21 protein-coding genes are annotated in these 21091 nt (G+C 68.9%); 5 read left to right on the forward strand and 16 right to left on the reverse strand.

Features of this window, described 5'->3' with window-relative positions:
- Window positions 1–55: 55 nt before the first annotated feature.
- The 3 genes from ASF34_RS18785 to ASF34_RS18795 all read right to left on the reverse strand — a co-directional run bounded on the left by ASF34_RS18785 (window position 56) and on the right by ASF34_RS18795 (window position 3656).
- Window positions 56–1021, reverse strand: a complete 966-nt coding sequence (locus ASF34_RS18785) for an ABC transporter permease (protein WP_200913330.1) — start codon at window positions 1019–1021, stop codon at window positions 56–58.
- Window positions 1018–1932: an ABC transporter permease gene (locus ASF34_RS18790; protein ID WP_056163420.1), complete on the reverse strand. Its 915-nt coding sequence runs from the start codon at window positions 1930–1932 to the stop codon at window positions 1018–1020. Before ASF34_RS18790 ends, ASF34_RS18785 begins: the two co-directional genes overlap by 4 nt.
- A gap of 188 nt (window positions 1933–2120) precedes the next feature.
- The gene (locus ASF34_RS18795; RefSeq protein ID WP_056163423.1) at window positions 2121–3656 is read right to left on the reverse strand and encodes an ABC transporter substrate-binding protein; all 1536 of its coding nucleotides are present in this window, start codon (window positions 3654–3656) and stop codon (window positions 2121–2123) included.
- A 143-nt stretch (window positions 3657–3799) separates the two neighbouring features.
- Between ASF34_RS18795 and ASF34_RS18800 the strand changes: the two genes are divergently transcribed.
- Complete coding sequence (locus ASF34_RS18800) at window positions 3800–4708, forward strand: LysR family transcriptional regulator (RefSeq protein WP_026175857.1); 909 nt, start codon at window positions 3800–3802, stop codon at window positions 4706–4708.
- 10 nt (window positions 4709–4718) lie between these two features.
- On the opposite strand, the gene ASF34_RS18805 is transcribed toward ASF34_RS18800, so the two are convergent.
- The gene (locus ASF34_RS18805) at window positions 4719–5729 is read right to left on the reverse strand and encodes a 1-aminocyclopropane-1-carboxylate deaminase (protein ID WP_018043348.1); all 1011 of its coding nucleotides are present in this window, start codon (window positions 5727–5729) and stop codon (window positions 4719–4721) included.
- 160 nt (window positions 5730–5889) lie between these two features.
- Between ASF34_RS18805 and ASF34_RS18810 the strand changes: the two genes are divergently transcribed.
- Window positions 5890–6354, forward strand: a complete 465-nt coding sequence (locus ASF34_RS18810; protein ID WP_056163426.1) for an Lrp/AsnC family transcriptional regulator — start codon at window positions 5890–5892, stop codon at window positions 6352–6354.
- 86 nt (window positions 6355–6440) lie between these two features.
- Window positions 6441–7721: a D-serine ammonia-lyase gene (locus ASF34_RS18815; RefSeq protein ID WP_056163429.1), complete on the forward strand. Its 1281-nt coding sequence runs from the start codon at window positions 6441–6443 to the stop codon at window positions 7719–7721.
- A 64-nt stretch (window positions 7722–7785) separates the two neighbouring features.
- Here ASF34_RS18815 and ASF34_RS18820 read toward each other — a convergent pair whose 3' ends face one another.
- The 3 genes from ASF34_RS18820 to ASF34_RS18830 form a co-directional block, all read right to left on the reverse strand.
- On the reverse strand, window positions 7786–8958 hold the full coding sequence (locus tag ASF34_RS18820; RefSeq protein WP_056163432.1) for a zinc-dependent alcohol dehydrogenase: 1173 nt from the start codon (window positions 8956–8958) through the stop codon (window positions 7786–7788).
- A gap of 388 nt (window positions 8959–9346) precedes the next feature.
- Window positions 9347–10450, reverse strand: a complete 1104-nt coding sequence (locus ASF34_RS18825) for a tlde1 domain-containing protein (protein ID WP_056163435.1) — start codon at window positions 10448–10450, stop codon at window positions 9347–9349.
- A gap of 310 nt (window positions 10451–10760) precedes the next feature.
- Window positions 10761–11057, reverse strand: a complete 297-nt coding sequence (locus ASF34_RS18830) for a hypothetical protein (RefSeq protein WP_018043353.1) — start codon at window positions 11055–11057, stop codon at window positions 10761–10763.
- 260 nt (window positions 11058–11317) lie between these two features.
- On the opposite strand from ASF34_RS18830, the gene ASF34_RS18835 reads away from it, so the two are divergent.
- Together ASF34_RS18835 and ASF34_RS18840 are read left to right on the forward strand one after the other, a co-directional pair.
- Entirely contained in the window at window positions 11318–12307 is a 990-nt protein-coding gene (locus tag ASF34_RS18835) for an Ldh family oxidoreductase (protein WP_056163438.1), read from the forward strand.
- Window positions 12308–12394: 87 nt separating this feature from the next.
- The gene (locus ASF34_RS18840) at window positions 12395–13591 is read left to right on the forward strand and encodes an App1 family protein (protein ID WP_056163441.1); all 1197 of its coding nucleotides are present in this window, start codon (window positions 12395–12397) and stop codon (window positions 13589–13591) included.
- 21 nt (window positions 13592–13612) lie between these two features.
- Here ASF34_RS18840 and ASF34_RS18845 read toward each other — a convergent pair whose 3' ends face one another.
- From ASF34_RS18845 to mdcA, 9 genes are all read right to left on the reverse strand, one after another.
- Entirely contained in the window at window positions 13613–13906 is a 294-nt protein-coding gene (locus tag ASF34_RS18845) for a hypothetical protein (protein ID WP_018043356.1), read from the reverse strand.
- 79 nt (window positions 13907–13985) lie between these two features.
- Window positions 13986–14435, reverse strand: coding sequence for a GNAT family N-acetyltransferase (locus ASF34_RS18850; RefSeq protein ID WP_056163445.1), 450 nt, complete (start codon window positions 14433–14435; stop codon window positions 13986–13988).
- 554 nt (window positions 14436–14989) lie between these two features.
- Window positions 14990–15934, reverse strand: coding sequence for an acyltransferase domain-containing protein (locus tag ASF34_RS18855; protein WP_056163448.1), 945 nt, complete (start codon window positions 15932–15934; stop codon window positions 14990–14992).
- The gene (mdcB, locus tag ASF34_RS18860; RefSeq protein ID WP_056163451.1) at window positions 15931–16794 is read right to left on the reverse strand and encodes a triphosphoribosyl-dephospho-CoA synthase MdcB; all 864 of its coding nucleotides are present in this window, start codon (window positions 16792–16794) and stop codon (window positions 15931–15933) included. The genes ASF34_RS18855 and mdcB overlap by 4 nt, the downstream gene beginning before the upstream one ends.
- Window positions 16791–17462, reverse strand: a complete 672-nt coding sequence (mdcG, locus tag ASF34_RS18865) for a malonate decarboxylase holo-[acyl-carrier-protein] synthase (RefSeq protein WP_056163453.1) — start codon at window positions 17460–17462, stop codon at window positions 16791–16793. The genes mdcB and mdcG overlap by 4 nt, the downstream gene beginning before the upstream one ends.
- Window positions 17455–18186 (reverse strand): biotin-independent malonate decarboxylase subunit gamma, encoded by a 732-nt coding sequence (gene mdcE, locus ASF34_RS18870; RefSeq protein ID WP_056163456.1) that lies wholly within the window; start codon window positions 18184–18186, stop codon window positions 17455–17457. The genes mdcG and mdcE overlap by 8 nt, the downstream gene beginning before the upstream one ends.
- Entirely contained in the window at window positions 18173–19105 is a 933-nt protein-coding gene (locus tag ASF34_RS18875) for a biotin-independent malonate decarboxylase subunit beta (RefSeq protein ID WP_056163461.1), read from the reverse strand. The genes mdcE and ASF34_RS18875 overlap by 14 nt, the downstream gene beginning before the upstream one ends.
- The gene (mdcC, locus tag ASF34_RS18880) at window positions 19105–19416 is read right to left on the reverse strand and encodes a malonate decarboxylase acyl carrier protein (RefSeq protein ID WP_018043363.1); all 312 of its coding nucleotides are present in this window, start codon (window positions 19414–19416) and stop codon (window positions 19105–19107) included. Before mdcC ends, ASF34_RS18875 begins: the two co-directional genes overlap by 1 nt.
- A 14-nt stretch (window positions 19417–19430) precedes the next feature.
- Window positions 19431–21077 (reverse strand): malonate decarboxylase subunit alpha, encoded by a 1647-nt coding sequence (gene mdcA, locus ASF34_RS18885; protein WP_056163463.1) that lies wholly within the window; start codon window positions 21075–21077, stop codon window positions 19431–19433.
- Between the last annotated feature and the right edge of the window lie 14 nt (window positions 21078–21091).

Consider the following 21091-nt stretch of genomic DNA (forward strand, 5'->3'; position numbering starts at 1 on the left):
CCACTCTGTGTCGGGTGGGCGGAATTGGGTGTGAATGCGAGGCGAGGGGGAGCGCTCAGCGCCGCCCCTCGGGTGCCGTGACGTCGCGCAATCCGTCGCCCAGGAGGTTGATGGCGAGAACGAGGACGAGGAGGGCGACGCCCGGGATGGTGATGACCCAGGGCTGGAAGAACATGTACGGCTTGCCCTCGGCGATCATCAGCCCCCAGGAGGGCAGGGGCGGCTGGACGCCGAGGCCGAGGAACGACAGGGCCGCTTCCAGCAGGATCGCGTGCGCCATCTCCAGGGTCGCCACGACGATGAGCGCGTTGAAGATGTTGGGCAGGATCTCCTGGAACAGGATCCGGGTGTTCGAGAAGCCGGCGGCGCGGGCCGCCGCGACGAAATCCTGGTCGCGGATCTGGCGGGTGGCGGCTCGCGTCACCACGGCGAAACGGTCCCACAGCAGCAGGCCCAGCACCAGGACCACCACCTTCAGCGAACCGCCCACCAGGGAGGCCATGGCCAAAGCCACGAGCACCACCGGCATGGCGAGGCGCGTGGTGACGACGTAGCTCACCACCGCGTCGACCTTGCCGCCGAAATAGCCGGCGCAGATGCCGAGCACGGTGCCGATCAGGCCGGAGATGCAGGCCGCCGCGATCCCGATGAGAAGGGAGATCTGGCTGCCGTAGATCAGGCGGCTGAGATAGTCGCGCCCGAGCTTGTCGGTGCCGAGGATGTGGTCCCACGTCCCCTTCGCGTTCCAGATCGGCGGGATCAGGCGGCGCGAGACGTCCTGGGCATAGGGGTCGTGCGGGGCGATCAGGGGCGCGGCCAGAGCCGCGAGGACGATCCCGCCGAGGATCATCGCGCCGATCATGAAGCCGCCGTGACGCAGGCCGCGCCGGAGGGCGAGCGCCGTGGGCGAGCGCGACGCCGGCAGCGGCGCGTTCGCGTCGGGCACAGGACCGGCCTGGACCAGCAGGTCGGCAGAGGGAAGGGCGGGAGCCACTGGGGAGGAAGACGGCTGAAGGGTCATTGGCGCAGCCGGGGATCGAGGAAAGCGTTGAGGAGGTCGGCGGCCAGGGTCAGGGCGATGTAGATCATCGCCAGGACCAGCACGATCGCCTGCACCACGGGGAAGTCGTTGCGGGCGATGGATTCCCAGGCGAGCTGCCCGAGCCCCTGGAGCGAGAACACCGCCTCGATCACGATGGAGCCGCCGAGCATGAAGCCGAACTGCACGGCGGCGAGCGCGATCACCGGGATCACGGCGTTGCGGAGCGCATGCCGGATCAGGATCTTTCGCGGTGGGAGACCTTTGGCGCGGGCGGTGCGGACATAGTCCGAGGCCAGCACTTCGAGCATGCCGTTGCGGGTGAGGCGCATCACGGCGGGCATGGCGTAGTAGCCGAGCGCGATGGCCGGCAGCACGAAGTGCTTCCAGGTCGTGTTGCCCGAGACCGGCAGCCAGCGCAGATTCACCGAGAAGATCATGATGAGCGTGAGGCCGAACCAGAAGCTCGGCATCGCCTGCCCCAGCACCGAGACCGATAGAGCGAGCCGGTCGATCCACGTGTCGCGCTTCACCGCCGCCAGCACGCCGAGCGGGATCGCCACGAACAGGGCGACGGCCAGCGCCACCACGCCGAGGAACAGGGTGATCGGCATGCGGGAGGCGAGGAGATCGACGACGCTTTCCCGGAAGTAGAAGGAATTGCCGAAATCGAAATGCAGCGCTTTCCACGCCCAGGCGGTGAATTGCGCCAGCATCGGCTGGTTCAGCCCGTACTGGACCCGGATCGCCTCGACCTGGGCGGAGGTGGCTTCCGGCCCCGCGATGGCGGTGGCGAGGTCACCGGAGAGGTGCAGCAGCATGAAGCTCGCCACCGACACCGTCACGGCGACCGCGATGGCGACGAGAATGCGTTGCAGCATGAACCTGAGCATGGGCCGGTTCCTTTGGTCCGTTACGGGTCGTGACGTTCGTCGTCCGGACGATTGTTCGGCTCTGCCGAGAGCGATCCGCGGGCTTCTCCCTCCCCCGCAGAGGGGAGAGGGGACGGCGCGGGCTGCATCCGCGATGAGTGAACGGGTACGCCTTCCATGAGCCGCGCTTCGCGCCTCGGATGCGACCCTTACTTCCAGCTCGCCGCGTAGAAGCGCGGCAACTCATCGGGCTGCGCCGTGAAGGTCAGGTCCGAGGTGAAGGCGTAGTTGGTCGAGTAGGAGAACAGCGGCAGGATGTAGGCCTGGGCAGCGATGCGCTTGAGCGCCTCGGCATATTTCACCTTGCGCGCGGCCGGATCGGTGGCGCCGTCCCCGGCCTGGAGCGCCGCGATGGTCTCGGGATCCTTGGTCAGGTCCTCGTCACCGCCCTTGAGGTAGACGCCGGTGAAGGCCGAGACGTCGAGAACCGAGAATGAGCCCCAGGTCTGGAAGGCGATGGAGACCTTGCCGCCCCGGATCATGTCGCGCAGCGCCGCGTAGCGCAGGTAGTTGAGCCGGGCGGTGATGCCGACGACGCGGAGATACCCGATGACGGCCTCGGCGTAGTCGCGCTCGCGATAGGCGCCGAGATCGATCTCGAACCCGTCGGGATAGCCGGCCTCCTTCAGGAGCGCCTTGGCTTTCGCCGGATCGTAACTGTAACGCGGCACGCCCTCGTCGGTGCAGCCGAACTGGTCGATGAAACAGGCCGCGTTCATGACGCGGCTGCCGCCACGGACGAGGTTGTCGACCATCGCCTTGCGGTCGATGGCGTAGGAGATCGCCTGGCGGACGCGGGGATCCTTCAGGGGTGAGTTCTCCTTGGCGCGGCCGAGCGTGTCGAATTGCAGGAAGCCGACCCGCATGGTCTCGGCGCTCAGCACGGTGACGTTGGGAGCGCCCTTCAGCTGGTCGGCCTGATCGCTCGGCACCCGCCAGATCCAGTCGATGCCGCCGGTGACGAGCTCGGCCATGCGGCTGTCGGCATCGGGGATGACGCGGAATTCGAGCTTGCCGATCTTGGGCGTGCCGATCGGGCTGCCGGGCCAGTACTTGGCGTTGCGCTCCATCTTCACCCCGCGTCCGTTCTCGACGCTGGTGATGCGGTAGGGGCCGGTGCCGATCGGGGCCTTGGCGAAACCGTCGAGGCCGACCTTTTTGAAGTAAGCGGCCGGGAAGATCGGGGTCGGTCCGGCGAGGTATTCGAGAGCGGCCGGGAAGGCGGTCTTGAGGTGAATGCGGACGGTCTTGGCGTCCACCACCTCCGTCGACTTCATCCAGTCGACGTTCTGCTTCGTCACCGTGCGGGCTTCCGGCGTCAGCACGTAATTGAAGGTGAAGGCCACGTCCTCGGGGCCGAAGACGTCGCCGTTATGGAAGGTCACGCCCTCGCGCAGGGTCAGTTCGAGGGTCGTCGGGTCGACCCATTTCCAGGCGGTGGCCAGCATCGGCTGATACGCGCCGGTCTTCGGGTCGCGGTAGAGCAGGGTGTCCCAGACGTTGCGGGCGAGCACGACACCTTCGCGAGCGCTGTTGTGATACGGGCTCACGTTTTCCGGCTCGGTATCCGAGGCATAGACCAGGGTATCGTTGGCCTTGCCGGCCAGCGCCGGCACGCTGAACGTCCCCAGCAGGAGAGCGAGCGCGGCGCCTGCCGCGGGAACATGTCTGGCCATGATCCGCATTCCTTCCGCTACCGGCCGCTCGGCGGCCCGTAGCCGATCTGCACTGCCGCTTTTTTCCTCGTGCCATGGTGTTGTGCATTCCGCATCGCAGCAAGTAGAATTTATCGATGGTCGCCGTGCCGTTTCGGCAATGGAGCGTGCCTATGCAGATGTCGGGCCTGCGCTATTTCCTCGCCGTTGCCCGCACGGGCTCCATCGCGGCGGCCTCCGCCCAGCTCAACGTCGCGGCCTCGGCGATCAGCCGGCAGATCGCCAATCTGGAGGCGGAGCTCGATTGCGTCCTGTTCGAGCGCCGTCCCCGCGGCATGGTCCTGAGCCCGGCGGGAGAGCTGCTGGCCCGGCATGCCCGCCAGACCCTGGTGCGGGCCGAGCAGGTCGCGGCCGAGATCCAGGAATTGCAGGGGCTGGCGCGGGGCTTCATCCGCGTCGCCACGGCGGAAGGGTTCGCCCTCGACCTCTTGCCGAACGCCATCGCCGAGTTTCACGCGCGCCATCCCGGTATCCGGTTCGAGATTCAGGTCCTGCCGCCGGCTCAGGTGACGCAGGTGGTGGCGGCGGGCGACGCCGATATCGGCATCACCTTCGTGCTCGCGCCGACGAACCTCGTCACGGTGATCTACGACGCGACGGTGGAGATGGTGGCGCTCGCGGCCCCCGACCATCCGCTGGCCGGCCGGGCGTCGATCCGGATCGACGAACTCCAGGCCTATCCGATCGCGATGCCGCCCCTCGACACCACGGCGCGTCTCGTCTTCGACACGGCCTGCCGGGCGGAGGGCATCGCCATCGAGCCGACGCTGACCTCCAACATCCTCACGGCGCTCCTCCCCTTCGTGCGGCGGACGAAGGGGATCGCGCTGATGTCGGCACTCTCGGTGCAGACGCCGGTGCGCCTTGGCGAACTGGTCTGCATCCCGATCCAATCGCAGGCGAGCCTGCGGCGCGGCATTCAGGTCCAGCTGATGCGGGACCGCAAGCTGCCGCATGCGGCGCAGGCGTTCCTCAGCCAGCTCATCGCCGCCCTGCCGCCGGCGGAGCCCGGCAGGGCGTGAACCGTCCCGATCAGCCGTTCCGGAACGTGTAGCTGTAGCCGTTCAGGGCCGGCGCGCCGCCGAGATGGGCGTAGAGCACCTTCGAGCCCTTGGGGAAGAACCCCTTCCGGGTGAGATCGATCATCCCCTGCATCGACTTCCCCTCGTAGACCGGGTCGGTGATCATGGCCTCGAGCCGCGCCGAGAGGCGGATCGCCTCGACGGTCTCCTTGGAGGGCACGCCGTAGACCGGGTAGGCGTAATCCTCGTTGAGGACCACGTCGTCTTCCGTGATCTCGGGGGCGCCGATGAGGGCGGCCGTCTTCTGCGCGATGTCGAGCACCTGTGCCTTGGTCTGGGCCGGGGTGCAGGAGGCGTCGATGCCGATGACGTTGCGGGCGCGGCCATCGGCGGCGAAGCCCACCACCATGCCGGCATGGGTCGAGCCGGTGACGGTGCACACGACGATGTAGTCGAAGCGCAGGCCCATCTCGGCCTCCTGCGCGCGGACCTCCTCGGCGAAGCCGACATAGCCGAGGCCGCCGAACTTGTGCACGGAGGCGCCGGCGGGAATCGCGTAGGGCTTGCCGCCCTTGGCCTTCACATCCTCCAGGGCCGCCTTCCAGCTCTCGCGGATTCCGATGTCGAACCCGTCATCCACGAGCTGCGTCTCCGCGCCCATGATGCGCGAGAGCAGGATGTTGCCGACCCGGTCGTAGACCGCATCCTCGTGCGGCACCCAGGCTTCCTGGATCAGCCGGCACTTCATCCCGATCTTGGCGGCCACCGCCGCCACCATGCGGGTGTGGTTGGATTGCACGCCGCCGATGGAGACCAGCGTATCGGCTCCGCTCGCGATGGCATCGGGCACGATGTATTCGAGCTTGCGCAGCTTGTTGCCGCCGTAAGCCAGGCCGGAATTGCAATCCTCGCGCTTGGCGTAGATCTCGACATCGCCGCCGAGATGGTCGGTGAGGCGCGACAGCTTCTCGATCGGGCTCGGGCCGAAGGTGAGGGGATAGCGCTCGAATTTCGACAGCATAGCTTGGCAACGTCCTCGCATCAGTGAGAACCGAACGCTAGCAAAACTCTTGTGAAAGGTGCTCTCGAATGACGACGAAATATGCCCCAAGATTGCGGGTCATACCCGGTCAAGCTTAGCATAGACCATCGATTTTGCTGAAAATACGGAAGGTTCTTCCATGTCGCCATCGCTCGACCGGATCGATCTGAAGATCCTGCGCCTGCTCCAGGCCGATGGGCGCATGAACAATGCCGAGATCGCCAAGCGGGTGAATACCAGCGCCGCCACCTGCCACCGCCGCACGCAGCGCCTGTTCGACGAGGGATACATCCGCGGCGTCCATGCGCGGATCGCGCCGGAGAAGGTCGGGCGGGGGTCCCTCGTCATCGTCGGCGTCGTGCTCGACCGCTCGACGCCGGAGAGCTTCGCCGCGTTCGAGGCCGCCGCCCAGGCGATGCCGACCATGCTCGATTGCCATCTCGTGGCCGGGGATTTCGACTATTTCCTCAAGATCCGCGTCTCCGACATGGCGGATTTCAACCGCCTGCACAGCGACACCCTGATCGCGCTGCCGGGGGTGCGGCAGACGCGGACCTTCTTCGTCATGAAGGAGGTGGTGGACAATGCGCCGATGGATCTCTGAGGTGAGACTTGCGCGAGGCCGTGGCACTGGTCCATCGAGCGCCGCGACGGCGCCCGGGCCATCGGGATCACAGGAGAACGGACCGCATGAGCAGGGATGCCGAGACCCCGCCTAACCCTTCCCTCGACGCCATCCCGGCGAGCGTGCGGGAGGCCCGGCCCACCACCTGGCTCAATCCCCATCTCCGGCCGGCCGCCGAATTCCTGCCGAGCCAGGCTTTCTCCCTGGCCGATGTGGAGGCGGCGGAGGCACGCTGGCGCCGATTCGATCCGCTCTTGCGCCACCTCTTCGAGGATCTCGACACCGGGCGCATCGACTCGCCCCTGATGCCCCTCTCCGATTCTATCGCGCAGGCCATCGCCGGTCCGACGGGCGGCGCGGTCTGGGTGAAGGCCGACCATGATCTGCCGGTCACCGGCTGCATCAAGGCGCGGGGCGGAGTCTACGAGGTCCTGGTCTATGCCGAGCGGCTCGGGCTCGAGAGGGGCCTGCTACGGCCGGGGGATTCCTATGCCCGGCTTGCGGAGCCGCAAGCCCGCGACGCGTTCGGCGCGCACACGGTCGCGGTCGGTAGCACCGGCAATCTCGGCTTCAGCGTCGGCGTCATGGCGCGGGCGCTGGGCTTTGCGGTCGAAGTCCACATGTCCCACGACGCCAAGGCGTGGAAGAAGCAGCGCCTACGGGATATCGGCGCCCGGGTGGTCGAGCATCGGGGCGATTACGGCAGCGCGGTCGCGGCGGCACGCTCGGCCTTCGAGGGACGGGCCGACGCCCATTTCGTCGATGACGAGAGCTCCGTAGACCTGTTCCTCGGCTATGCGGCGGCAGCCTTCGACCTGCGTCGCCAACTGGACGAGGCCGGGATAAGGGTCGATCCAGCCCATCCGCTCTGCGCATATCTCCCCTGCGGCGTCGGCGGCGCGCCCGGCGGCGTCACGCTCGGACTGAAGCTGCTGTTCGGCGACGCCATCCGCTGCATCTTCGTGGAACCGGTGGCCTCGCCCTGCATGCTGGTGCAGCTCGCCGCCGGCCTGTCACGCCCGGTAGACGTCTACGAGATCGGCCTCGACAACCGCACCGCCGCCGATGGGCTCGCGGTGGCGGGTGCCTCGATGCTGGTGGCCGGCACGGTCGGCCCGCTCATCGAGGCGGTGGTCACGGTCGCCGATGCCGACCTGTTCGCCTGGGTGAAACGCCTCTGGGCCGATCCGGGCCTGCGGCTCGAACCCTCGGCGGCGGCGGGGTTCGCCGCAATCCGGCCCTATCTCGACGCCGCCGCACCTGCGCGGGCGACGCATGTGGTCTGGACCACCGGCGGGGCGCTTTTGCCGGAGGCGGAGTTTCAGGACGCCCTGGCGCGGGGATAACGATGAAGCCCCGGGCCTATGACGGAATATGGCCTCGTTCCGGGCCATATCCCCGTCGATGCCGTCAGTTCGGGTGAAAGACCACCTTCACGCAGCCGTCCTTCTTGTCGCGGAACGTCTTGTAGAGGTCGGGGCCGTCCGCGAGATTGGTGGAGCGGTGGGTGATCATCGACGTCATGTCGATCTTGCCCTCCTGGATCAGCTTCGTCAGCGTCTCCAAGTAGCGTTTCACATGGGTCTGGCCGCTCTTCAGGGTGAGCCCCTTCTGCACGATGGAGCCCATATTGATGGGAAGCGGGCCACCGTAGACGCCGGGGATCGAGACGATCCCGCAGGGGCGCACGGCCTTGATCGCCTCCATGAGGACGTAGGGACGCTCGGTCGAGGTCAGTTTCTCCTGCAGGGTGCTGACGATCCCCGCGACGCCGTGGCCGGCGGTGGCCTCCATGCCGACGCAGTCGATCACGCCGTCGGCGCCCTCGCCCTTGCTGATCTCCTTGATCCGCTCGAACACGTCCTCTTTCATGAAGTCGATGATATCGGTGGCACCGTATTTCCGGGCGAGTTCGATCCGCTCCGGCACCGTCTCGATGACGATGATGCGCTCGGCACCCATGATCTTGGCGGATTGGATCGCGAACAACCCCACCGGGCCCGCGCCCCAGATCGCGATGATCTCGCCGCCCTTGATCTCGCAATGCTCGGCGCCCTGCCAACCGGTGGGCAGGATATCGGTGAGGAACAGCAGCGACTCGTCGTCGACGCCTTCCGGCGCCAGCATCGGCCCCACATCGGCCATCGGCACGCGCACGTATTCCGCCTGGCCGCCGGCATATCCGCCGGTGAGGTGCGAATAGCCGAACAGGCCGGCGGTGGTGTAGCCGAACTGCGCGGCCGCCATCTCGGCATTGCGGTTCGAGCGCTGGCAGACCGACCAATTGCCGAGCTTGCACTGGCGGCATTCGCCGCAATTGATGTTGAAGGGCACGACGATGCGGTCGCCCTTCTTGAACTTGGTGAAGCCCTGGCCGACCTCGACCACCTCGCCCATGAATTCATGGCCGAGGACGTCGCCGCTCTCCATGGTCGGCATCTGACCGTCCATCAGGTGGAGGTCCGAGCCGCAGATGGCGCAGGACGTCACCTTGATGATGACGTCGCGCGAATCCTCGATCCGGGGATCGGGCACCGTATCGCAGCGGATGTCACCCTTGCCGTGCCAACACAGTGCTTTCATCGTGCAATCTCTCGAAGCCGGACTGTCAGGACGAGCCCCGGGAACACCCTTGGCGGCCATGACGCCGCAGGGCCGAATTCCGTTGCCGAGGTCTCCGATGGAAAACACCAGCCGAGTCCATGAGTTCCAGAATGTCGATTGCACCGGTTCAAGCAAGTTCGAGCTTGAGCATATCGCAATGCGTTTTGTATGAATTAAGACAGGCTATTTATGCCGAAAAATACCATACCCAAACATAAGTTATTCGCCGTACCGGCAGGAAGGACTGTCGCTCCGTCACGGCACGCCACGAAGTTAGCCTGCGACATGCAGGACGCGTCGCGGGCTAACCTCGTGGCGTACAGGATTATGTCGGACGGGTACCGACCGGATGGGAGACGACCGGGGATCAGCGGCCGAACAGCCTCGCCGTGAACGAGGCCGGCGCGTCCCCCTTATGGCCGGCCACCACCACGAGGCGGCGGATGTCGCCGCGCAGATAGGCCTGCAGGAAGCGGTTGTAGTCCTTGAACACCACGCAGCCGTTGGACGCGCCGCTCGGTCCGAGCATGTAGGTATGGGCGAGGATGCCGTCGCGGCCGTGGATGGCGGCGCTGCCGCCCACGGGGTTGAGGCGGATGGCGCGCACCCCGTGGAACAGGGCCTCGCGCTCGGTCAGATCGTAGGTGCCGGGCGGCGTCGCCCCGCGCATGCGGACATGGACGAGACGCGGGTTGTCCATGTGCTGGCCGAGGCCGGAATGGGCCTCCAGTTGCTCGCCGCTCGGCAGGGTCACCGTGCTGGCGCTGATGTCGTAGATCGCGGTCCCGCCGCCCGCCGTCGCGGGCACGCGGTCGAGGACCCGGCGCTGGCTGAGATCGATGGCGCCCGTATCGGCGGAGGCATAGGCGAGGGCGGGAGCGGGGCTGCGTTCGGGATCACGCCGGCCGAACACCGTCTCGAAGAACGAGCGCTCGGCCTCCACGTCCTGCCGGGCCGCCACCACCGTCCGCGACGACGGGCGGCGGGTGGCCAGGCGCGGCTCGCGGGAGAGAGGCTTCAGGTCGAAAGGGCGCGGCACCGGGGCGGGCATCGGCTGGACGAGGCGGGCCGTCTGCTGGAGCGGCCGTGAAGCGGGTGCGAGGTCTGAGGAGGCCGGCGCCACGGCGGCGAGCGCGATACCGGGGGCGATCTCGACGGGCGAGGCTTGCGGGGCCGCGAACCCGGCCACCTGCATGGGCTCCGAGGCGCGCCAGTCCGGTGTCCGCGCACCCAAGGCGGGGGAGCGGTCGAGCATCCAGGCATAGCTGCGGACGGCGGCGGCGGGCGTCGCCTCGGGGGAGACCTGCCGGCCGGCGTAGGGCGCCGTCGCGGCGGGCACGGGCGTGTCCAACCCGGTCAACCGGGGAAAGGTCGCGACGAACAGCGCGACGACGGCCGTCTTCAGAAGAACGCGGCTGCGCGGCCGGGAACGGCGTGGGCGGCGGCGATAGGTGGACGCATCGTCGATCATGCGGGCTGTACTCGGATACGCGTACCCTGCCCGCACGGCCCTCGAACGACCTCGCCAAGCTCCGCCAGGAGCCCCGCGAAGGTCACATCGATCGTCCATGTCGTTTTAGGGAACCATCAACCTTGATGCCTCCCATTCAGCGCGAAGTTGGTTAATCACCGATAAATCGCGAGCATGTTTTTCGAGAGAATGTACTGGCCGTCCGAACACCTTCCGGCCCCATATGAAGGCGCCCCACCTGCCTTTCGGCGGACGGGGCGGTATCTTCATACATCCGGCAATCCGCCTTCGTGGCGGGCGCCCCGAAACCTTACTTGCCGCTGGGAGCCGCACCGCTGCCGGTGGCGGCGTTGCCGCCATTCGAGCCGGCCGGCGCGCCCGGCGTCGCATTGGAGGGGACGTCGGTCGCCATGCCCGGAGCCATGGTGGAGCCGGTGGTGTTGGCGCCGCCCATGCGCTCCGCCCCCTTCTCACCGTTGCTCTTCACGCTGCCGGGATTGGTCATGTTGCCCTCGGCGCTTCCGCCGCCAGCGGCCGTCTGGGCGAAGGCCGCGCCGCTCAGCGAAACGGCGAAGGCGGCAGCGATGGCGAATGTCTTGATCTGCATAGTCTATTTCCTCACGTCTTACGAACTTGACCTAATAACGTCGCACTGCCCACATGGTTCAATGAAATAACGCCCCGGAAATTTTCATTTTAGAATACGTCGCACACCGGCTGACGACCACGGCTCAGCTTATCCACTGGCCACTTTGTCTTAAATCATACCATCGGGAACGTTCAGCTTAGAGCCGGCTCCGGCGATGCCCGGTGCGGAGCCGGACTTCTCCCTCGACAGGCCACGGAGAGCTGTCTTAAGGCCACGCCATGCCGATCCTTCGACTCGACGCCGCCCATCGCCTCGCCACGGACACCCTGGTCCGCTGCGGAACCGCGCCTGCTAATGCCGAGAGCGTCGCCCGCGCCCTCGTCGCGGCGGAAGCCGACGGGCTGCGGACCCACGGGCTCATGCGGCTGCTGGCCTATGGCGAACAGGTGCGGGCGGGCAAGGTCGTCGGCGATGCCGTCGTCACGAGCGCGCGGCCGAAACCGGGACTGCTCGCCATCGATGCGACCTACGGCTTCGCCTATCCGGCCCTCGACACGGCCATTGCCCTCCTGCCGGAGATCGCCCGCGCACAGGGGATCGCCGCGGCCGCCATCCGCCGCTCGCACCATTGCGGGGCGGCCGGGCGGCCGGTGGAGGCCCTGGCCGAACGGGGTCTCGTCGCCATCCTGTTCGCCAACGCCCCCGCCTCCATGGCGCCCTGGGGCGGAACCCGGCCGGTCTTCGGCACCAACCCCATCGCCTTCGCCTGCCCGCTGCCGGGGGCGGAGCCGGTCATCGTCGATCTCTCCCTGTCGAAGGTGGCGCGCGGCAACATCATCACCGCCAAGCAGCGCGGCGAGGCGATCCCCGAGGGCTGGGCCCTCGACGCTGAGGGCAACCCGACCACGGACCCCGTCGCGGCGCTCGCCGGCACCATGGTGCCGTTGGGCGATGCCAAGGGCACGGCCCTCGCCCTCATGGTGGAACTGCTCGCCGCCGGCCTCACCGGAGCGCGTTTCGCCAGCGAAGCCACGTCCTTCCTCGATGCCGAGGGCGGCCCTCCCGCCACCGGCCAGCTCATCCTCGCCATCGACGCCACGGCCTTTGCCGGCAATGCCCTGGAGCGCTTCGCCGTGATGGCCCGCTCGGTGGCGGAACAGGACGGCGCGCGGCTGCCCGGAACACGCCGCTTCGCCGCCCGCGCCCGTGCCGCCGAGGAAGGGATCACCCTCTCGGAGACGCTGCTGGCGGAGATCGAGCGGCTGTGACGACGCTCGAACCGAGAGGTCCCTCGCAACCTTCGGCCCCGACGGCGGCTTGACCGCGATCACGATCGTCTTGCTTCGGGCCGGCCCATGACCTCACCTCCTCCGACCCCCGAACGGGCGACGCCGCGCTGGCGCAGGGCGGGCGGGCGCCTGCTGGCGCTGGCCGCCCGACCGGTGCGCCGGGCGCAGGGGACGGGCGGGACGGTGATCGAGGCCTATCGCGGCTACGGCTCGACGAGGGAGATCTTCCTGATCGGCCGGGTCTTCCGGCAGGCACGCCGCGACCCGGACCCCGAGGCCGACGACATCGCCGCCGATCTGCGCGACATCGCCCGGCGCATCCGCAGGCGCAAGGTCGCCGATGCGTCCGTCGTCGCGCGTTTCGGCGGGGCCGAGACGACCGCCGTGACCGACCGCGACGGCTATTTCCGGGTGAGCCTCAAGCCGCCGAACGTGCCCGCCGGCGAGGACCATTGGCACAGCGTCGAACTCGAACTCGTGGCCGATCCGCCGGTGCGGGCGCAGGGGCAGGTGTTCATCCCGCCGGAGAATTGCCGTTTCGTCGTCATCAGCGATATCGACGACACGATCATGCATACGGGCGTGGCCAACAAGCTCAAGATGCTGTGGCGGCTGTTCGTGGCCGATGCGGAGGACCGCGTCGCGTTCCCGGGAGCGGCGTCCCTGAGCCGGGCGCTGCATGCGGGCGCCACCGGCGACCAGTCGAACCCGATGCTCTACGTCTCCCGCGCCCCCTGGGGCATCTACGACATGCTCAGCGAGTTCTTCCGGCAGCACGGGATTCCGGCGGGGCCGGTGCTGTTCCTGCGGGAATGGGGCCTGTCCTGGCGCCATCCGCTGCCGCGCCGTGCCGAGGACCACAAGCGCGACCTGATCCGCCACATGCTGGCGCTCTACGGCGACCTGCCCTTCGTCCTCATCGGAGACAGCGGCCAGCACGACCCGGAAGTCTATGCCAAGATCGTCTCGGAGAATCCCGGCCGGGTGCTCGCCGTCTACATCCGCAACGTCTCGCGCGACCCGTGCCGGGCCGAGCAGATCGAGCGCCTGTCGCAGGCGATCCTCGAGGCCGGCAGCAGCCTGGTGCTGGCGGGGGACACCACCATCATGGCCGACCATGCCCTCTCGCTCGGCCTCATCGGCAAGGAGGGAGCCGACGCGATCCTGGCGGAATGCCGGTCACAGGACATGCCGGAGACGGTGGAGCCGATCGTCATCGAACCGGGCGACGACAAAGCCACCGCCCAGAAGGCTCCGGCCTGAGAGCGGGGCTGCGTCGCCCCGTCAGTACCCGTATCCGTCATAGCCCCGGCGCGAGGGCCGATAACCGTATTCGCCGGCGCCGCCATAGGGGCGGGGGGCGACGTAGCGCCGGCCATAGGTCTGCAGATAGGGGTCGAGGCGGGGATCGCGGTAATTGCCGTTGTTCACACCGGCCGAGCGGTCGTTGCCGCTCAATGCCGAGTAAGGCGAGAGCCCATCGCCACCACCGCCGGTGCCGCCGCGCGCCAAGGCGGCACCGGTGAGGCCGAGGAGAAATGCCGAGGCGAGGGTCGTGCGGATGAGAGTCCGTGTCATGCCGGTCTCCTTGATCGGGTCGAAGTGATCACTGGAAGCAACGACGCGGTGAATCGCACGGTTCCCGGAGTGACCGGTATCAGCTCTTCTTGCGCAGCGGCCGGGTGAACAAGGATCCGACCCGCTCGAATCCCGTGCTGTCGCAGAAGGCCGGCAAAGTCTCTTCATCGGGCGCGGCGGCGAGTTCGAGGGTGGTGCATCCCGCCATCCGGGCGGCCTGCGACGCGGCCTTCAGCAGGAGACGGCCGATGCCGCGTCGGCGCTCGTCCGGTCCGACCAGGAGGCCGGTGATCTGGGCGACGGGCTGAGCCGCCGTCAGCGAACGGTACCAGTGCAGGACGACGAGACCGCTCGGCGGCCCCCATTCGACGGCGATGAGGGCCGTCCCGCTCCCAAGGCGCAAGGCCTCCAGCCGCTCGGCCAGATCGCTCACCGCTATGGACTGTCCCGATGCCTGGAACAGGGCAGCAAGGCCCGCCGCATCGGCAGCGGTCGCAGCCCGGATCTCGAGCCCATAGCGGCTAGCCAAACGCGTCTCCGGTGGATGTCATTGGGACATCCATAGACCACCGGCGGAGAACTCGGGACATCTCCTCGCGCGCGACCCGTCCGCGCGGTCATGAAGACGGACGGGGCGGCGCACCCTCGGCACACCGCTCCGTCCATCCGCCACGCCTCGCTTGGGGGCAGTCGGAGCGCAGCAGATCCGTTTCGCGCCGTTCTGTTTCTGGATGATGTCCGCCCCTCGCCCGACCCGCCGATTCAGCGGTCGCAGCCGATGCAGATGTCGCGGACCACACGGTTGCGCATCGGGCCGGTCCTCTGGTTCGGAAGCTCGCCGCTGAAAGCATGGAGCTGCGGTCGCGCAGGAGGCTCGGGATGTCGGACGGGCTCACTCGGGACAGTGCTCGGCCGGGGTGCTGGCGGTGTCAGCGCCATGTTCTGAGCGGCACAGGGGATCGCCGATGCCAGCGCGGCACTCAGGATACCGGCCCCGTAGATCCATCTCGACATGGTCAAGCCTCCGCCCGACTCCTCAACGCGCTGGCGGGGCATACGGTTCACGGCGGAAGCCGGGGCGGTTCAGCCCGCGCCTTCCTGCGCCGCGAGCCAGTCCGTGAGCCCGGACAGGGAGCGGAAGTCGGAGACGGTATGGACGGCCGCGCCCGGCATGGCGTCGCGCGCCATGGTCGCCAAGGCATGTCCGGGGCCGAGTTCGAGGACGGCCCGCGCCCCGGCCTCGCGAATGCCGTCGAGGCAGGCCGCCCAATCGATGGTCCGCGAGATCGCTTCGGCCAGCTTGTCGAGCCCCTTGGCGGCATCGAAGACCGGGGCACCGTCGAGACCGCTGAGGAGGCGAGGCGGCGGCGGGCCGAGACGAGACGGCGGCAGGATCTCGGCCCGCGCCAGCTCCGCGCGAAACCGCGCGCTGGCCGCCGCCAGGAGCGGCGTGTGCGAGGGGGTATGGACCGGAAGCAGCACCGCCCGCGCCGCCCCCGAGGCGAGAGCTCGAGCACAGAGCGTTTCGAGATCGGCCACCGCCCCGCCGGCGACCACGCTGTCGGCGGCGTTGAGGATGGCGAGATGGCAGCCGTGCTCCTCGACCAGGGCCGCGACCCGCGCGCGCGACAGGCCGCGAAGGCCGGCGAGCCCGTAGCCCGGCCCGCTGGCCTCATCCATTGCCTCGGCGCGCGCGGCGGCCAGATGCAGGACCGAGGCGGGCGAAAGCCGCCCCGCGCAGCCCCAGGCGGCGAGATCGCCGATGCTGTAGCCGGCCAGGACCACACGGCCGTGGCTCCCGTCTCGCAGGACGGTCCAGGCGGCGAGGCCGGCGACGCAGCATAGGATCTGACCGGTGCGGTTTGTGTGCAGGGCTGGGCCGCCCGTCCGGGCGAGGTCGCGCGGGTCGGCGCCGAGGAGAGGTGTCGCCGCCGCGAAGATCTCCTGAGCGGCGGGATGATCGGCCACGAGATCGACCATGGCGGGATGCTGGCCACCCTGGCCCGAGAGCAGGACCGCGAGACTCATGCCGTCTCCAGTCCGTCGACGAACAGGGTCATGGCGAGGAGGTCGGCGCTGCCGCCGGGGCTGAGATTGCGCGCGACGAAAGCATGGTGGACGGCCTCCGCTCGTGCCCGCCAATCGTCCCGCGCGACGCCTCCTCCGGCGAGGAAGGCGGTGGCCGAGGCGCGGGCGAAGGCATAGCCCGCCTCGCCGCCGCGATGGAGCAGGTTGGTATCCTCAAGATGGGCGATCAGGGCGAAGCAGGCCTCGACGCGCGCGGCCTCGTCGTCGCCGGGCCGCAGCCCTCGCGCCCGGCGCAGGGCGGGCAGCCCGACCATGTAGAGGGCCGGAAATCCCGCCGCAGCCTCGGCGGGCGCACCGCCGATTCCGTAGCGCCGCCGCGCCGCCGCGCCCGGCGCATGGAGCAGGACGGGTCCGGCCAGGATCGCCTCGCCGTAACGCTCGCTCACGTGGCGCCCGAGCGCTCCCAGCGGCAAGCGGCAGGCCGTGTGGGCGAGGGCGCCCGCCGCAGCGGCGAGCAGACCGAGGCCGAAGATGGCGCCGCGATGGGTGTTCACCCCTCCCGTCGCCTCCCGCATGGCGGTTTCGCCCTCGATGCCGATCCGGCGAAGGGCAGGCATCCCGGCCCCTGCGGCTCCGGCATCCGCCAGCATGGCGAAATAGGGCAGGAGGGCCGTGGCACTGGCGCGAAAGGTGCCGGCATCCATGTCGGCATGGCTGCCGCGATCCACATGGCTGACGAGGCCGGGCTTCGGGTAGGTCTCGACTTCGCGGCGCAGGGACTCGACCGCGCGTTCCGCGATATCGCCGGGGCTGAGCGGAATCCGGGCGTCCCTGACCGGAGAGCGGGCGAGGGCGATCATGACGCCGCTTCCGCGAGAAACGACGCGGCGGGGCGCAGGGCGAGGCTCTCCCGCCCCTTGCACAGGACGGTTCCGCCGATGGGAGCGTCGAGCAGTTCGCGCCAGTTGATGCCGGCCCCGTCGGGCAGGACGATCTCGCCATCGAGGCGCATGGGCGCGCGCGCCTCGATCCGCGCGAGGGCCTGCAGAAACCGGGGATCGACCCGGCCAGAGAGAGGCCAGAGCAGATCGAGATCGGAGCCGGCCCCGAGATAGGGAAGACCGGTGAGCGTCTGCCAAAGGAGGCTTCCGAATACGGTTGGCGTGAGGCCGTACTCGCTCCTGAGGGCCAGCACGTCATCGACGACAGGCCGCCACGCCTCCGGTGCGGTCATGCGCGCGCTCTCCAAGGTGACCGGCCCAAACCGACTCGCGGCGGCGGCCGGCAAGGCGAGGCCGATCCGGCGCTTGCCGGCGGAAGGCGGCAGCGGCAGGCCGGCGGGGATGTGGTCCGCAGGCTCGCCGGGATCGCGGCGTCGGACGATGACCGGCCAGCCGCGACGGGCCCATTCGGCGAGATGGGGAACGCCGTCGAGATCCCCGCGCCCGGCGAGGAGGCGCTCCCAGGATGCCGGGTCGACACGCAGGAGGTCGTGGCGAGCGAGCCCCGACGCCTCGTCCTCAGTCACGGGGTGCCACGTCGCCCGTCGCCGCCCGCACAACCCGCCCGGCGATGTCCTGCGCCATGAGCCGCCCGCCGCGCTCATGGCCGAGGGCGTCGCGGCCATCCGTTGTGGAACTCCCGGCGATGAGGGCTTCGATCTGGGGGCCGAGCGGCGTCGATGGGTCGAGCACGGCATGGACCGCCCCGGCCTTCACCATGTTGTCGAGGCCGGGCGCGAAGACGGAGGTGGATGTCGCCATCTCCTCCAGCCGGTCGAGGGGGAGCTTGGTGACGCGGGCCACCGAGGCCAGGTCCATCACGCTCGGATGGGCGCCGGGCAGGGCGGCGAGCACCCGCGTCGCCAGGGCGGTGGCGATGAAGGCGCCGGCCGCCGTGTGCCCATAGACGAGGCCGATCGTGGGATGGCCGCTGGCATCGGCGAGGAGCAGCGCCTTGGCGAGATGGGCGAGATACTCGTTGAGGCCGAGCAGCTCGTCGCGGCGGCTCATGCGCTGGCTGTCCGAATCCACGGCGACGAGGATCGGCGTCTCGCCGCCCCGGCGCACCACATCGAGAACGCGCCCGGCGAGCAGACAGGCGCCCTCGATCCCGAGCGGGGTGTTGCCGTCGATCCCGACGACCGCGAGACGGCCCGCTCCGAAAGGCCCGTCGCCGCCGATGAGGCCGTCCACGACCTCGACGCCATGCCCCTCGGGAAACAGCGAGGCCAGGATTTCAGCGAGCGTCATGGGGCGCCTCCGGCAGGCGGGCGAGAAGGGCGTCGAACCGGTCCGTGTCCAAGCCCGGCACGGCGGCCGGATCGTTCACGCCGAGGCGGCTCCAGATCTCGGTGGCGTCGCGGGCGTCGCCGAACCGGTGGAGGCGAGCCTCGAGGCGGGCCTGTTCGGCCTCCAGGGTGGCGAGATCGAAGGCCGGCGCCTTGCCGATCTGTTCGCGGGCGGCATCGCGAAACGCGCGGATCGTATCGTCCGCGAAAGCGTCCGCCCCGCCGATGAGCCGGCGGTGCTTGCCGCCCATGGTGCGCCAGACCAGCGCCCGGTCGCGGGAATCGAATTCCTCCGCGCCCTTGTTGGTCTCGATCACCTCCGGGCCGGAGACGCTGATGCGTCCGCCCTCCGAGACCACGAGGCGCGAGCAGGTGCCGGCGATGAGGCCGCCGCCGCCGTAGCAGCCGGCGCGTCCGCCGATCAGCCCGACCACCGGCACGCCCGCCCTGCGCAGGTCGACGATGGCGCGCATGATCTCGGCGATGGCGGTCTCGCCGGCATTGGCCTCCTGCAGCCGGACGCCGCCGGTATCGAACAGGATCAGCACCGCCGCCGGCCTCACCTGGAGGGCCGCCCGCAGCAGGCCGACGAGCTTGGCGCCGTGTATCTCGCCAAAGGCCCCGCCCATGAAGCGGCCCTCCTGCGCGGCCAGGAGGACGAGCGAACCGCCGAGGCTCCCGCGTCCCACCACGATGCCGTCGTCGAAGGCGCGCGGCAGGTCGAAGGCGGGCAGGTGCGGACTCATCACCCGCTGTTCGGGGCCGAGGAACTCCTCGAACGAACCGGGATCGACGAGGGCGTCGAGGCGGGCGCGGGCGCTGACCTCGTACCAGCTCTGGTCGAGGGGATCGGCGGAGAGGGAGACGGGGCTCATCGCCATCACACGGCCTCCATCAGCCGGGCACCCTGGAGCAGGCGCAGGGTCACGGTGTCGGGCCGTGCCCCGCCATCGTTGATGGTGATGCGCAGGCCGCCGGGCTGCCGGCGCGCCACGAAATCGGAGACCACCGCCTCCCAGACCGGTCCGTATCCGTTGATCGCGGTATCGATCTCGACGATGCATGCGTCGGGCGCGAGGCTGCGCTCCATCAGCACTTCGAGATTGCCCGAGGCGACCACGCCGGTGATCGCCTGGGCCTTGGTGCCGGGCAGGGGCTTCGCCGTCCGATGCCGGAAGGTCAGCTTTTCCATGGGGTGGCGCTCCCTCACCAGTTCCGGAACTTGGCCGGCGGCTCGTAGAGGCCGCCCGACCAGTGCACGAGATCCTTGATCGACCGCGCCGCCAGGAGCGAACGGTCGGCGTCCAGGGGATCGATGCCGAGATCCTCCGGCCGGCGGATGATTTTTCGCGCGCGCAGCGCCTCGACCATGGCGTGGTCGCGGCCGCGCCCGACATCGGTGTAGCCGGCGACCCCGCGGATCGCCTGCTCGCGCTCGTCGAGCGTCCGGCACAGGAGCAGGTTGGCGATGCCCTCTTCCGTGACGATGTGGGTCACATCGTCGGCGTAGACCATGACCGGAGCCAGTTCGAGATCGAGCTTGCGCGCCAGTTCGAGGGCGTCGAGCCGCTCCACGAAGGCCGGGACCAGCTTGTCGCCGAAGGTCTCGACCAGCTGCACCACGAGCTTGCGGCCCCGGCGTAGCGCCGGATCGCCGGTGCCGCCGGCCTCCTCGCCGGCCTTCATCCAGGGGTCCGAGGGGTGGCGCCTGCCATGCGGATCGGAGCCCATGTTCGGCGCGCCGCCGAACCCCGCCACCCGGTTGGTGGTGACGGTGGAGGAATTGCCCTGAAGGTCGATCTGCAGGGTCGAGCCGATGAAGAGATCGCAGGCATAGAGCCCCGCCGTCTGGCAGAAGGCGCGGTTGGAGCGCAGGCTTCCGTCCGAGCCGGTGAAGAACACGTCCGACCGCTCGCGGATGTAGCGGTCCATCCCGACTTCCGAGCCGAAACAGTGGATCTGCTCGACCCAGCCCGATTCGATGGCCGGGATCAGGCTCGGATGCGGGTTGAGCGCCCAATGGGTGGCGATTTTGCCCTTGAGGCCGAGCCGCTCGGCGAAGGTCGGCAGCAGTAATTCGATGGCGGCGGTGCCGAAGCCGATGCCGTGGTTGAGGCGGCGGATGCCGTATTCGGCGTAGATGCCCTTGATCGCCATCATGGCCATCAGGATCTGCGTTTCGGTGACCGCCGCCGGATCGCGGGTGAAGAGCGGCTCCACGTAGAACGGCCTGTCGGCCTCGACCACGAAATCCACCCGGTCGCCGGGGATGTCGACACGGGGCACCCGGTCGACGATTGCGTTCACCTGCGCGATCACGACGCCGTTCTTGAAGGCGGTCGCCTCCACCACCGTCGGCGTGTCCTCGGTGTTGGGGCCGGTATAGAGGTTGCCGTCACGATCCGCCGAGACGCCCGCGATGAGGGCGACATTGGGCGTCAGGTCGATGAAGTAGCGCGCGAAGAGTTCGAGATAGGTGTGCACCGCGCCGAGCGCGATCTGCCCGCCATAGAGCATCCGGGCGATGCGCGCGCCTTGCGGCCCGGAATAGGAATAGTCCAGGCGCCGGGCGATGCCCTGCTCGAAAATGTCGAGATGCTCGGGCAGCACGATGCCGGACTGGACCATGTGCAGGTCGTGGACCCGCGCCGGGTCGCAGGCGCTCAAGCCCCTGGCGAGACAATCCGCCTGTTTCTGGTTGTCGCCTTCGAGGCAGACCCGGTCGCCGGGCAGCAGCACCGCCTCCAGCAGGTCGACGACGGCGGCGGCGGCGACGAGCTTGCCCGTCGCATGGGCGCGGCCGCGCTCGATCCGCGCGTCCCTGGCCTTCCGCTGCACCCGCCAATCGGTCATCCGATCCGCCTCTC

Origin of the sequence: Methylobacterium sp. Leaf106 (genome assembly GCF_001422895.1) — a bacterium.
Lineage (GTDB): Bacteria > Pseudomonadota > Alphaproteobacteria > Rhizobiales > Beijerinckiaceae > Methylobacterium > Methylobacterium bullatum.

Coding starts and splice junctions, on each gene's coding strand:
- ASF34_RS18820 (WP_056163432.1), bottom strand. CDS start 8,958: ATGAAAGCACTGTGTTGGCACGGCAAGGGTGACATCCGCTGCGATACG.
- ASF34_RS18825 (WP_056163435.1), bottom strand. CDS start 10,450: ATGATCGACGATGCGTCCACCTATCGCCGCCGCCCACGCCGTTCCCGG.
- mdcC (WP_018043363.1), bottom strand. CDS start 19,416: ATGGAAAAGCTGACCTTCCGGCATCGGACGGCGAAGCCCCTGCCCGGC.
- ASF34_RS18840 (WP_056163441.1), top strand. CDS start 12,395: ATGACCTCACCTCCTCCGACCCCCGAACGGGCGACGCCGCGCTGGCGC.
- ASF34_RS18855 (WP_056163448.1), bottom strand. CDS start 15,934: ATGAGTCTCGCGGTCCTGCTCTCGGGCCAGGGTGGCCAGCATCCCGCC.
- mdcE (WP_056163456.1), bottom strand. CDS start 18,186: ATGACGCTCGCTGAAATCCTGGCCTCGCTGTTTCCCGAGGGGCATGGC.
- ASF34_RS18790 (WP_056163420.1), bottom strand. CDS start 1,932: ATGCTCAGGTTCATGCTGCAACGCATTCTCGTCGCCATCGCGGTCGCC.
- ASF34_RS18815 (WP_056163429.1), top strand. CDS start 6,441: ATGAGCAGGGATGCCGAGACCCCGCCTAACCCTTCCCTCGACGCCATC.
- ASF34_RS18785 (WP_200913330.1), bottom strand. CDS start 1,021: ATGACCCTTCAGCCGTCTTCCTCCCCAGTGGCTCCCGCCCTTCCCTCT.
- ASF34_RS18875 (WP_056163461.1), bottom strand. CDS start 19,105: ATGGCGATGAGCCCCGTCTCCCTCTCCGCCGATCCCCTCGACCAGAGC.
- ASF34_RS18845 (WP_018043356.1), bottom strand. CDS start 13,906: ATGACACGGACTCTCATCCGCACGACCCTCGCCTCGGCATTTCTCCTC.
- mdcA (WP_056163463.1), bottom strand. CDS start 21,077: ATGACCGATTGGCGGGTGCAGCGGAAGGCCAGGGACGCGCGGATCGAG.
- ASF34_RS18805 (WP_018043348.1), bottom strand. CDS start 5,729: ATGCTGTCGAAATTCGAGCGCTATCCCCTCACCTTCGGCCCGAGCCCG.
- ASF34_RS18830 (WP_018043353.1), bottom strand. CDS start 11,057: ATGCAGATCAAGACATTCGCCATCGCTGCCGCCTTCGCCGTTTCGCTG.
- mdcB (WP_056163451.1), bottom strand. CDS start 16,794: ATGATCGCCCTCGCCCGCTCTCCGGTCAGGGACGCCCGGATTCCGCTC.
- ASF34_RS18800 (WP_026175857.1), top strand. CDS start 3,800: ATGCAGATGTCGGGCCTGCGCTATTTCCTCGCCGTTGCCCGCACGGGC.
- ASF34_RS18795 (WP_056163423.1), bottom strand. CDS start 3,656: ATGCGGATCATGGCCAGACATGTTCCCGCGGCAGGCGCCGCGCTCGCT.
- ASF34_RS18810 (WP_056163426.1), top strand. CDS start 5,890: ATGTCGCCATCGCTCGACCGGATCGATCTGAAGATCCTGCGCCTGCTC.
- ASF34_RS18835 (WP_056163438.1), top strand. CDS start 11,318: ATGCCGATCCTTCGACTCGACGCCGCCCATCGCCTCGCCACGGACACC.